This window comes from Xanthomonas vesicatoria ATCC 35937, from assembly GCF_001908725.1.
Lineage (GTDB): Bacteria > Pseudomonadota > Gammaproteobacteria > Xanthomonadales > Xanthomonadaceae > Xanthomonas > Xanthomonas vesicatoria.
On sequence record NZ_CP018725.1, the window covers coordinates 1,542,266 to 1,554,927 of the forward strand.

At 66.9% G+C, this 12,662-nt stretch carries 8 protein-coding genes; all 8 read left to right on the plus strand.

Going from position 1 to position 12,662, the window contains the following annotated elements; genetic code table 11:
* Positions 1-185: 185 nt before the first annotated feature.
* The 8 genes from ybaL (at position 186) to BJD12_RS06750 (ending at position 12,642) form a co-directional block, all read left to right on the plus strand.
* Complete coding sequence (gene ybaL / locus BJD12_RS06715; RefSeq protein WP_005992344.1) at positions 186-1,880, plus strand: YbaL family putative K(+) efflux transporter; 1,695 nt, start codon at positions 186-188, stop codon at positions 1,878-1,880.
* A gap of 356 nt (positions 1,881-2,236) precedes the next feature.
* Positions 2,237-2,998: an HpcH/HpaI aldolase family protein gene (locus BJD12_RS06720; protein WP_005992347.1), complete on the plus strand. Its 762-nt coding sequence runs from the start codon at positions 2,237-2,239 to the stop codon at positions 2,996-2,998.
* On the plus strand, positions 2,999-5,140 hold the full coding sequence (locus BJD12_RS06725; RefSeq protein ID WP_005992348.1) for a TonB-dependent receptor family protein: 2,142 nt from the start codon (positions 2,999-3,001) through the stop codon (positions 5,138-5,140).
* A gap of 349 nt (positions 5,141-5,489) precedes the next feature.
* Positions 5,490-6,716, plus strand: a complete 1,227-nt coding sequence (locus BJD12_RS06730) for an ATP-grasp domain-containing protein (protein ID WP_058562853.1) — start codon at positions 5,490-5,492, stop codon at positions 6,714-6,716.
* The gene (locus BJD12_RS06735; RefSeq protein WP_005988945.1) at positions 6,713-8,521 is read left to right on the plus strand and encodes an IucA/IucC family siderophore biosynthesis protein; all 1,809 of its coding nucleotides are present in this window, start codon (positions 6,713-6,715) and stop codon (positions 8,519-8,521) included. Before BJD12_RS06730 ends, BJD12_RS06735 begins: the two co-directional genes overlap by 4 nt.
* Positions 8,518-9,702 carry an MFS transporter gene (locus tag BJD12_RS06740; RefSeq protein WP_039420237.1) on the plus strand — a complete coding sequence of 395 codons (1,185 nt, stop codon included), beginning with the start codon at positions 8,518-8,520 and terminating at the stop codon, positions 9,700-9,702. Before BJD12_RS06735 ends, BJD12_RS06740 begins: the two co-directional genes overlap by 4 nt.
* The gene (locus BJD12_RS06745) at positions 9,680-11,449 is read left to right on the plus strand and encodes an IucA/IucC family protein (RefSeq protein ID WP_005989413.1); all 1,770 of its coding nucleotides are present in this window, start codon (positions 9,680-9,682) and stop codon (positions 11,447-11,449) included. Before BJD12_RS06740 ends, BJD12_RS06745 begins: the two co-directional genes overlap by 23 nt.
* Positions 11,446-12,642, plus strand: a complete 1,197-nt coding sequence (locus tag BJD12_RS06750) for a type III PLP-dependent enzyme (RefSeq protein ID WP_005989414.1) — start codon at positions 11,446-11,448, stop codon at positions 12,640-12,642. Before BJD12_RS06745 ends, BJD12_RS06750 begins: the two co-directional genes overlap by 4 nt.
* The last annotated feature ends 20 nt before the right edge of the window (positions 12,643-12,662 follow it).

A 12,662-nucleotide genomic window follows, 5' to 3' on the forward strand; every position in this document is an offset into this window, starting at 1 on the left:
CGTGTCGCATCGCGTTAATCATGCGCTGTGTACTATGGGCGCCCGGCCAACCGGACCGCCCTGCGGCCCTGTCCCCGCGCCGGATTCCAGCACTTCATTCGCGATGCCCGCAGGCGCTGCCCGGCGCATTTCGTTTGGCTGGTCACGCCGTTTCATCACCTCGGACACTCTCACAACGGATTGGAATGCATCACGACACCAGCCTCATCGACATCATCGCCGTCGGCCTCGCGGTCGCCTTCATCCTGGGCACGCTCGCGCAGAAGGTGAAGCTCTCGCCGCTGGTCGGCTACTTGTTGGCTGGCGTGTGCGTCGGGCCGTTTACCCCGGGATTCGTGGCCGATCAGACCATGGCCAACCAGCTGTCCGAGCTGGGTGTGATGTTGCTGATGTTCGGGGTGGGCCTGCACTTTTCGCTCGAAGACCTGATGGAAGTGAAGTGGATCGCGGTGCCCGGTGCGCTGGCGCAGATCGTGGTGGCCACGTTGCTCGGCTGGGCACTGGCCTGGAGCATGGGTTGGCCGTTGATTCATGGCCTTGTATTCGGGCTGGCACTATCGGTGGCCAGTACCGTGGTGCTGCTGCGCGCCCTGGAAGAACGCCGCTTGCTGGATACCCAGCGCGGCCGCATCGCGGTGGGCTGGCTGATCGTCGAAGACCTGGTGATGGTGCTGGCCCTGGTGTTGCTGCCGGCGCTGGCAGATGCGCTCGGTACCGGCACACCAGCGGCGCACGCAGGCGAGTCCGGCTCGTTGCTGGCCGCGCTCGGGCTGACCTTGCTCAAGATGGTGGCCTTTGTCGCCGCGATGCTGGTGATCGGGAGACGGGTGATCCCGTGGTCGCTGGAAAAAGTGGCCGCCACCGGTTCGCGCGAATTGTTCACCCTGGCCGTGCTCGGCATCGCGCTGGGTGTGGCGTTCGTGTCGGCCAAGTTGTTCGGCGTGTCGTTTGCGCTGGGCGCGTTCTTTGCCGGCATGTTGCTCAAGGAATCCGAACTCAGCCACAAGGCGGCCAGCGATTCGCTACCGCTGCGCGACGCGTTCGCGGTGCTGTTCTTCGTGTCGGTGGGCATGTTGTTCGACCCGATGATCCTGATCGCGCATCCCTGGCAGGTGTTGGCCACCTTCCTGACCATCACGTTGGGCAAGTCGCTGGCGGCGTTTGTGATCGTGCGCGCGTTCGGGCACCCCACCGGCACGGCGCTGACCATTTCCACCAGCCTGGCGCAGATCGGCGAATTCTCTTTCATCCTGGCCGGGCTGGGCGTGCAGCTGGCGATCCTGCCGGAGACCGGGCGCGATCTGATCCTGGCCGGCGCGTTGTTATCGATCGTGGCCAACCCGTTCCTGTTCTCGTGGCTGGACCGTTGGCAGGCCCGGCAGATTCAGGACACGCCGGCTGCAGTGGAACCGGAACTACCGCCCGGCCCGCCATTGCCGGCGGATGGCCATGCGATCGTCATCGGCTACGGACGCGTGGGCAGCGCGCTGGCGCAGTTGCTGCGCAGCCGCGGCGTGCCGGTGCTGGTGATCGACGACAACGGCGACCACGTGGCCAAGGCGCACGCGGCCGGCATCCCGGGCATCCGTGGCAGTGCGGCAGCCGACCGGGTACTGGCCGAGGCGCGTCCAGAGAACGCAAAAATCGCGATCCTGGCGATCCCGCAACCGCTGGAGGCCGGCGAGGCGCTGGCCAAGTTGCGGGCGATCAACCCGGCGCTGACCTTGCTGGCACGCGCGCATAGCGATGCCGAGGTCAAGCATCTGCTGGAACACGGCGCCGACGGCGCCGTGCTGGCAGAACGCGAACTGGCCTATTCGCTGGCCGAGATGGTGATGTCCACGCCGCCCTACCGTGCGTTGAACGTGCCGGCGTCGTAAGTCGCTACAAGCGGATGCCGGCCGGCACCTGCCGGTCGGCGCTCGCAGTGGGGCCCTGAGTGCACGGCGCACGCACTCGCAGGTTGCGCCGCCTTGCCGCGCAGTTGTAGCGCCATCGCGCGGATGCACGACCGTATGTCCCGCGTGGGCGAAGCGGCAGTCCCAAACGCGACTCCAACCCGGCCACACGCAACAGCCTGCGTGCGCGAGTGGGAGCGAATGGTTCAGACCTGAAACATCCGATGCGCCCGCCTCCTCGGCGCACCCAGGGCACGCGTCACGTTGCCCGCCAACACACTTGATAATCATTCCCATCAAGAGCAGGATGAGCGCCGGTTTCCTTGCCGGACTCTTCTATGGCGTATGCGGTTGGCGTTCTGAATGCATTGCCCAGCGTGCAGCTGTGCGAGCTGCTGGGCCGCCTCGGCTACGGGTTCGTGGTGCTGGATCTGGAGCACGTGCTGCGCGCGCCGGACGCGCTGGAACATGCGATCCGCGCCTGTGAGCTGTCCGGCTGCGAGGCGTGGGTGCGGGTGCCGGAGGTGGACGCCAAACTGATCGGCCGGGTGCTGGATGCCGGTGCGCGCGGCATCGTGGTGCCGCGTGCCGAGTCGGCGCAACAGATGGCGCGCGCCGTCGCCGCGGCGCGTTTCCCGCCGCTTGGTCAGCGCGGGATCACCGGTGGCCGCGTCACCGGCTTCGGCAACGTCGACCTGCCCACCTATATCGCCCAGGCCAATCGTGACATCCGCATCGTGCCGATGATCGAAAGCGCCGCCGGCATTGCCGCGCTTGACGAGATTCTCGCTGTGCCCGGCGTGGCGCTGGTGATGGAAGGCGCGCTGGATCTGGCGCTGGATTTGGGCCTGGGTCCGCAGCCCACGCATGCGCAGGTGTGGGAATTGCTGCTGCAGCTGCACGCGCACTGCCGCGCCGCCGATGTGCCGTTCTGCCCCAATCCACGGACCGATGCGCAACGCACGCACTGGCTGCAACAACCGGATCTGCGCTGGCTGCTCGCCGGCGAGGACCGCGCCCTGATCCAACGCGCGCTGCGTGGCCATCTGGCCACGTTCGACGCGCCCGCCTCACTACCCGCCTGCAGGAGCACGCCGTAGATGTCGACGATCCGTTTGCACACCCTGAGCCTGGCCATCGCCGCAGCCAGCTGCGGTCTGCCGCAGCTGGCGCTTGCCATAGATACGCCGGCTGTCGAGACGTCGGCTGGCGTGAATGACCAGACACCGATCCGTGCACTGGATGCGATCCAGGTACAGGGCAGCCTGCTTGGCCGTTCCAAACCGGACGACGTACAGCGCTACGCGGGCAGCCGCCAGGTGATCGATCGCGAGCAGTTGCGCAATGGCGGCAATCGCTCACTCGACGATGCGCTGCAACGCGTACCTGGCATCAAGATCTTCGACGAGACCGGCACCGGCGCATTGCCGCAGATCATGTTGCGCGGCCTGTACGAAAGCCGCAGCGGCCGCGTGCAGGTACTCGAAGACGGCATCCCGCTGGCGCTGGCGCCGTATGGGCAGACCAGCCTGTCGTTGTTTCCAGTGGGACTCAATCAGATCGATCGCATCGACATCGTGCGCGGCGGCGCGGCGGTGCAGTACGGTCCGAACAACGTGGGCGGGGTGATCAACCTGGTCAGCAAGGACATCTCCAGCGAGTGGAGCACCACGCTGGCGCACAAGGTCACGGCCGGTGGCCAGGGCCAGTTCCTGCAAGACAGCGCGCTGAGCAGCGGCGGCTATCTGACCGACAACTTCGGCATGCAGGTCGATGCCAATCGCACCTACGGCGAGTATTGGCGTGCGCATAGCGATACCGACATCAGCAATCTGCGCGTGCGTGCGGAATGGTGGCTGGACGACACCAAGCTGATCAAGGCCAGCGTGCAGCGGTATCTGGTCGACATGGACCTGGCCGGCGCGCTCAGCCCGGACGATTACCGGCGCGACCCGCGTCAGTCCACGCGCCCATTGGACACCTTCAACGGCCGTACCACGCGTGCATCACTGAGCTATGAGCAATTGTTCGGCGACTGGGGGCCAATGAAGGATGTCCGCTTGTCTTGGACCAATTTCAGCGCGCGCAGCAGCCGTAACTTCATCGTCGGCATGCGCCAGGCCGCCACCGAAACCTGGCGCTCGGACCTGCCGCCGCAACTGCGCCAGACCGCACCGCGCGACTTCCGCGTGGTGGGCAGCGAGCCGCGTCTGAGCTGGAGCATGGGCGAAGCCGGCGGCGTGCAACAGCAGTGGACCGCAGGCGTGCGCGCGGTGCGCGAGGACATCGATTTTCTGGTCGGCAATCTACGCTTGCGCGATGGCTTGTTCACCAGCGTGCGCGACTGGCAGTTCGAAGACCGTGCGTTGGCCGCCTATGTCAGCAATGCGATCACGCTGCCGGACGCGCGCATCACCGTCACGCCCGGGTTACGCTACGAGCGCCTGGATTCGCGCTATTTCAACCGCGCTACCGGGGTGAGTACGCTCAACCAGACCCGCGATGTGCTGCCCGGCCTGACGGTCGGCTTCCAGGCAAACGCGCAATGGTTCTTCTATGCGGACGGGCAGCGTTCGATGCGCGCGCCGCAGGTCACCCAGATCATCTTCGGCAACAATCTGGATGCCGAGCTGGCATGGAACTACGAAGCCGGCACGCGCTATCAACCCAATGACCGTACCCGCATCCAGGTCGGTGGCTACCTGATCGATTTCGATCAGCAGATCCAGCTGGACAACACCACCCGCGTGTTCCGCAATCTGGGCAAGACCCGCCATCAAGGTGGCGAGGTGGAGCTGCAATGGAGCCCGGAACAGCTGCGTGCGCTGACCCTCAACGCGGGCTACGCGTATCTGGATGCCAGCCAGGAATCGGGGGCGTTCCGCGGTTTGCGCGTTCCGTATACCTCGCGCAATCAGATCACCCTGGGCGGCAACTACGCACTCGGTCATACCACTGTCGCGCTCTCCGGTTATTACTTCAGCAAGGCCTTCAGCGATGCGGCCAACACCGTGCAAGAGAACGCCATCGCCTCGGTGGGCCAGTTGCCGGCCTACATGGTCTGGAACACGCAGGTGAGCCACACGTTGTTCGAACGCGATGGGCAGAAATTCAGTGCGTCGCTAGCGATCAACAATCTGTTCGACCGGCAATACTGGTTCCGTGGCGTGGACACCAGCCCGTGGGGCCGTCAGGCCGCACCCGGACGGACCTTCACTGCAGGTGTGGAGTACACGTTCTAACCGCAATGCGCGCGGTCGGCAGTAGCAACCGGCGCGTGCCACTTGCGCACTGCGATTGATCGTCAGCGTCACGTACCACAGATCAGGATTTGCACCGTTTTATCAGTGTCCACGCTGCATGGAGCAGCGGCACCATGCGACCGATGTGACAGGGGCATCGGTCGCCCATGACGGCAATGGCGGCCCTGCCGTGGCCGTCGCCGGAAATACGGCGTGCACGAAGCACGCTTCAGCGCCGCAGCACGCGGCATTGCGATCGATGCATCGCAGGCCACCCAACGCCGATCGCGGCGCCAGGCAGCCCGTTTCAGTACCGGTTTCCCCACCGTCCTGCCGAACGAGAGCTGCCATGACTGCGACATCCGCTGCACCGTTGGTGATCCTCACCCATGTCTGCCACCCGGCCATCACCGACGGCTTCTTGCCGGCCGCGCACGCGCAAGGCGTGCCGGTGTGGCTGTTGACCGACCATCGCCTCGATCACCTGGCCTATTTCCACGACCACCCTGCGCACGCGCCGCAACGGGTGATCGAATGCGATGTCTTCAATCCGCTGGGCGTGCTCGATGCACTGCACGACGCCGGCGTACTGCCGCGCGCAGTGTTCAGCAATAGCGACCATCTGCAGACCAGCACCGCCGTGGTGGCCGCCGGCCTCGGGCTGCCGGGCAAGGACTGGCAGGTGTGCTACGCCGCCAAGAACAAGGCCGCAATGCGGCAACGCTTGCGTGCGCGCGGCCTGCCCTGCCCCTGGTTCTGCACGCTGATGCCGGGCGCCGCCGTGCCAACCGATCTTCCGTGGCCGGTGGTCGCCAAACCGCGCGAAGGCGTGGCCAGCCTGGATGTGCGCCACTGCGCCGACGCTGCGCAATTGCAATGCTATCTGGACGATCTGTGGCAGCGCCACCCGCAGCGCACCGTGCTGCTGGAAGGCATGTTGCACGGCCCGCTGTTCACCCTGGAAACGTTGGGCGACGGCGACAGGCTGCGCGCCATCGGCGGCTTCAAGGTACGGCTGTCGCCACCGCCGCATTTTGTCGAATGCGAGGCGCAGTGGGATGCACATGTCCAGACGCCGGTGATTGCGCAGGCGCTGCAGCAGCTGCGCGCCTTCGGCGTCGGGTTCGGGGTGTGCCATAGCGAATTCATCCTCACCGCCGATGGCCCGGTGCTGGTGGAGATCAACTACCGCAGCATCGGCGACCGCCGCGAATTTCTGCTCGATGGCATGTTCGGCGGGCAATGGTTTTCCGCCGCGCTGGCGCCGCACCTGGGCCAGCCATTGCCGCAGCTGCGCAGCACGTGCGCGCATGCGCTGCTGCGCTATTACGTAGCCGAGCGCGACGGCGAGCTGATCGCCGCCAGCGAAGACCGCCGCCATCACGACGCGCACAGCGATGTGCAGTACCGACGCATGCGTACACCGGGCGAACGCATCCAGCTGAGCCATTCCAACAAGGATTACCTGGGCGTGTTGAGCGCCGTGGCCAGCGATGCACAGGCGCTGCAGCAGGCAGTAGTGCATGCCGAAGCCGGCCTGCACTGGCGCATCGACAACGCGCAGGTGCACCCATGAGCAGCGCCGCCGACCAGCGCTACATCGCCACCCGCATCATCGATGCCTGCCTGCGCGAGGACCTGCGCGCGATCGTCAGCCGGGGCACGTCCGCCGCGCCCGACGCGAGCGTGCTGGCGGCGTGGACCGATCCCAGCCCGGTGGACGGCTGGTGGCGCATCGCGCATCTGCCCGACGGCACGCTGTGGTTGCCGATCCATCGACACGGCGTGCTGCAGGACATCAGCGCCTGCGGCGACCGCTGGATCGTGCAGACCGACGCCGCAGCGCACGTCGAACACGGCGCGCGCGCGTGGCTGCAACGCATGAGCGCCGAGCTGGATGCGCAGACGCAGCAGCTGCACCGTGCCTATGCCGACGAAGCCGACTGCGCCGTCGCACACCGCGCGCTTGCGCGACAGGCGTATGCGGCCCAGGTGCCGGCCTTGGTGCATGCGCTAGAGCACGAAGAGGCCGCCGAACGTGCATACCGCTGCGACCAGCTGGCCAGCTACCGCGATCATCCGTTCTATCCCACCGCACGCGCCAAGGCCGGGCTGGACGCAGACGAACTGCGTCACTACGCGCCGGAATTTGCGCCCACCTTCGCGCTGCGCTGGTTGGCGGTTCCGCGTGCGCTGGCCCGTTGCACCAGCGCGCCGCCGGATGCGGTATGGCCGGACTTCGCTACCCTGGGGCTGCCGCCCGCGCTCGCCGCGACGCACATCGCCTGGCCGGTGCATCCGCTGGTCTGGGAGCGCCTGGAGCAGCCGGGCTTCGCGCTTCCACCCGGCACGCTGCGGGCACCGCAGGCCTGGCTGGAGGTGCGCCCTACCCTGTCGGTGCGCACCCTGGTGCCGCTGCTGCATCCGCAGTTGCATCTCAAGCTGCCGATCCCGATGCGCACGCTAGGCGCATTGAACCTGCGCCTGATCAAGCCCTCCACGCTGTACGACGGGCATTGGCTGGAGCGCGCGCTACGGCGTATCGACACGCACGATGCCGCATTGCAGGGGCGTTGCGTATTCGTGGACGAGTCGCATGGCGGACATGTCGGCGACACCCGGCATCTGGCCTATCTGATACGGCGCTATCCGCCCTTGGATGACACCACGCTGGTCCCGGTGGCCGCGCTGTGCGCGCCGATGCCCGATGGACGGCCGCTGGCGCTGCATCTGGCCGACCGGTTCGCACACGGAAACGTGCACGCCTGGTGGCGCGAGTACACCGAGTTGTTGCTCGCGGTGCATCTGCGGCTGTGGTTGCGCTACGGCATTGCCCTGGAAGCCAACCAACAAAACAGCGTGCTGGTCTATGCGCACGGCCAGCCCACGCGTCTGTTGATGAAGGACAACGACGCCGCGCGGATATCGATGTCGCATCTACGTGCGCAGCTACCGGACATCGACACGCTGGGCGCGCTGCAGGACGCACGGATCGCGGTGGACCAGACACACGCGCTGGCACAGATGTTTTGCACCATCGTGCTGCAATTGGATCTGCAGGCGGTACTGGACGGCCTGGCCGAATGGCAGCCGGCCTTGCGCGCGCCGCTGGCGGCGCACTTGCAGGAGCAGGTTGCGCAGACGCTGGCAACGCTGGATGCCGACGGTATCGACACCGCGCCTGCGCGACGCCTGCTGGCCACGCCGCGGTTGCCGGTGAAATACCTGCTCAGTGCCGGCAGCCTGCTCAGCAAGCAGCTCACCGGCGCCACCGACATCAACAAGTTCTATGGCGACAGCGCGCCCAATCCGTTCGGCACCGCGTTCGCCCAGGCACATGCAGCCCCGCAGCCATGTCGGCATGCCGGTGGTCAGCGATGAAACGCATTCTTGGCCCGGTGCTGGCCGCCCACTATCTGGCGGCCTTCACCGCCCTGGGTATGCCGCTGTTTCTGCCGCAGGTCCTGGCCGAACTGGCGCCCACCGCCGCAGTCGGCTGGAGCGGCGTGCTGTACGTGTTGCCCACCTTGTGCACTGCGTTAACGGCGGGCACCTGGGGGCGGCTGGCCGATCGCTATGGACGCAAACGCTCGTTGCTGCGCGCGCAACTGGGGCTGGCGCTGGGCTTTGCGATTGCCGGCTTCGCACCGTCGCTGAGCTGGCTGGTGGTCGGGCTGATCGTGCAAGGCACCTGCGGCGGTTCGCTGGCGGCAGCCAACGCCTATCTGGCCAGCCAACCGCAGGCCGGCCCGTTGGCGCGTGCGCTGGACTGGACGCAGTATTCGGCGCGGCTGGCGATGGTCAGCGCACCGGCATTGCTGGGGCTGGCGATTGCCTTGGGCCCGGCGCAATCGCTCTACCGCGCGCTCGCGTTGCTGCCCCTACTGGCGTTTGCATTGACGTGGCGGTTGCCGGCGGATCAGCCCACCGCGCGTCCACGCGCTACAGCGCCGTCGTCGTCGGGCACCGAGCAGGCAGCGCGTCCGTCGACCGCCGCCTCGGCGCTGTGGCCGGCGTTGTTGATCGCGCAGTTTCTGTTCTGCTTCGCGATGGTGGTGACCTTCCCGTATTTCATTCCCTACGCGCTTGCGCGCGGTGCCGGTCACGACGCGCTTGCCGGCCTGCTCTACAGCCTGCCGCATCTGGTGTACCTGGTGGTGTTGCCGTGGTGGCGGCGCGGCGATGGTGAGGCTTGGCTCATTCCGGGGCTGCTGCTGTTTGCGCTGGCCTGCCTGTGGCAGGCGCTGTTGCACGACGCCATCGCGCTGGCGGCGGCGCGCCTGCTGTTCGGCGTCGGCATGTTGTTCGGCCTGCGCGGGCTCAATCGCAGCCTGGCCCTGGTCGCCAGCGGCCAGGGTGCCGGCCGCCTGTTCGGCCGCTTCGATGCGTGCGGCAAGTGGGCGGGCGTGGCCGCTGGCGCCGCCGCCGGTGCGCTGGCCCAGGCGGCCGGCCCCGCCCTCCCCTTCCTGGCCGCCGCCGTCGCTGCGGCTGGCACTGCGCTCACCGTTGCGGTGCGCTTTCCTTCAAGGAGAACTGCCGATGTCGCTGCACACGATGCATGACCCCTGGTACGACAGCATGGCCGACGCGCAGGCTTGCAGTTGCTGGCTCAACTGCTACCTGCGCGAGTTCGCCATCCCGCAACGCACAGCCGACTTTGATTACCGCGGGCCTGACCGCCCCGGGCCGCGCGTGGCCGAGCACCGCTGGCTACGCATCGACCTTGGCGATAGCGGCGCGCTCTGCGTGCGTATCGCCTACGCTGACCGCCTGGGCCGCTGTCGTTTCGCTTCCACGCCGTTTCTCAAGAGCGCCGGGCAACCCTGGCACGCACTGGACGCGCATGCGCTGGCGCGCTGCCTGCTGCAAGCGTTGGGCAGCACGCAGGCGGTCAATCCGGAGCTCCTCGCGCAAAGCGCCAACAGCGTGGCGATCACCGCGGCGATGCTGCGCCAGGCGCACCGCACAGCACCCACCGGCGATGCAATGATCGATGCCGAGCAATCGATGCTGTGGGGCCACGCACTGCATCCCACACCGAAAAGTCGTGAAGGCGTCGCGCTCGATCAGGTGCTCGCCTGCGCACCGGAAACGCGTGCGGCATTTCAGCTGTTCTGGTTCCGCATCGACCCGCGCCTGCTGCGCGTGCAAGGCAGGGATGTCCGCGCCAGTCTGCGGCAACTTTCCGGTAGCGACGATCTCTACCCCTGCCATCCGTGGGAGGCGCAACGCCTGCGCGACGACCCGCTGCTGCGCACCTTGCAATCACGCGGATGGATCACGCCGGTCGGCCTGCGCGGCGATGTATTGCGGCCTACCTCGTCGGTGCGGACGCTGTATCACCCGCAGCTGGATTATTTCCTCAAGTGTTCCGTGCACGTGCGGTTGACCAACTGCGTCCGCAAGAATGCCTGGTACGAACTGGAAAGTGCGGTGGCGCTCACCGACCTGCTGGCGCCCAGCTGGCAGGCACTGGCGGCGCAGGTACTGGGTTTCGACGTGATGCTGGAACCTGCGGCCACATCGCTGGATGTCGCGCAGATCGACCGCGCCCTGCACGATGCCGACCCGCAGGCCGCACGTGCGTTGTCGGAAAGCTTCGGCATCCTGTATCGCAACTCCGTTCCCGCTGCGCAACGCGCACGTTGGCAGCCGCAGGTGGCCGCCGCGCTGTTCACCTGCGATGCCCAGGGCAACAGCGTGTGTGCCCAACGCTTGCAGATGCGAAGCAACGCGCAGATGGATCGCCACACCGCCACGTTGCTGTGGTTCCGCGCCTATGCGGGCCTGTTGCTGGATGGGGTGTGGAGCGCGCTGTTCCAGCACGGCATCGTGCTGGAACCGCATCTGCAGAACACCGTGATCGGGTTTGCCGACGGCTGGCCGACGCGCGTGTGGATCCGCGATCTGGAAGGCACCAAGTTGCTGGCCCACCATTGGCCGGAAGTGCGTTTGCACGGCGTGGGCGAACGTGCGCGGCAATCGCTGTACTACACGCCGGAACAAGGCTGGAACCGTGTGGCGTATTGCGCACTGGTGAACAACCTGGCGGAAGCCATCTTCCATCTGACAGAAGGCGATGGCGTGCTGGAAGCGCGTCTGTGGCAGTGCGTCAGCGAGCTCGCCGCACGCTGGCAACAACGCCACGGTACGCAGCCTGCGCTGCAAGGCCTGATCGACGGCGCTCCACTGCCGGGCAAGAACAATCTCGGCACACGCCTGCTGCAACGCGCCGATCGCCAATCCGACTACACGCCATTGCCCAACCCGATTGCCCACATCGCCACCGCACGGCAGGTGGCGGCGTGAGCCTGCGTATCGATACCGCCGCGGTCATCCACGCGCTTCCGCAGCTGCGGGCAAGCAGCGACGGCCCGCTTTGCGCATATCTCTACGATCTGACCGCACTGGATGCACATGCGGCCTGGATGCGCGCGCAGCTGCCGGCGCAGTGCGAGCTGTTCTATGCGGCCAAAGCCAATGCGGAGCCGCAGATCCTGCACACGCTTGCGCCGCATGTGGATGGCTTCGAGGGCGCGTCCGGCGGCGAATTGGCCTGGCTGCATGCGCAGCAACCACAGGCGGCACTGCTGTTCGGGGGGCCAGGGAAACTCGACAGCGAGCTGGCCCAGGCCGCTGCCCTGCCCGACTGCACCGTGCATGTGGAAAGCATCCGCGAGCTGCAACGCCTGGCGGCCATTGCGGCCCGCGCCGGCCGCTGCGTCCCGGTGTTTTTGCGCATGAACATCGCCGTGCCCGGCGCGCAGGGCACGCGGCTGATGATGGGCGGGCAACCCTCGCCCTTCGGCCTGGACCCGCAAGATCTGGACGCCGCCATGCACCTGCTGCGTGTCAGCCCGTCGCTGCGGCTGGAGGGCTTTCATTTCCATCTGATGTCGCATCAGCGCGAGGCCGGCGCACAACTGCACCTGGTTGCTGCGTACTTGCGCACTGTGCAGCAATGGCGTCAGACCTATGCGCTTGGGCCGTTGCGGGTCAACGCGGGCGGCGGCTTTGGCGTGGATTATCTGGCACCGGACTCCTCGTTCGACTGGGCCGGCTTCTGCGCCGGGCTGCCCGCGCTGCTGCACGAACACGGCAGCACGCTGCGCCTGCGCCTGGAGCCGGGCCGCTATGTCAGCGCCAGCTGCGGTTGGTATCTGATGGAAGTCCTGGACCTCAAGCGCAGCCACGGCGCCTGGTTCGCGATCGCCCGCGGCGGCACCCACCACTTCCGCACACCGGCCGCGCAGGCGCACGACCATCCGTTCCGCGTACTGCGCGGCACGCACGCGCCGGTGATCAGCGACACACCGGTGACGCTGGTCGGCCAGCTCTGCACGCCCAAGGACGTGCTGGCGCGCAACCAACCCGTCGCCGCACTGGCACCGGGCGACTGCCTCGCCTTTCCGCTGGCCGGCGCTTACGCATGGAATATTTCACATCAGCAGTTTTTGATGCACCCGCCGCCGCAGAAGGTGTTCCTGCCGCCGATCGACTGAAGGCGACTCTGCGACAACGT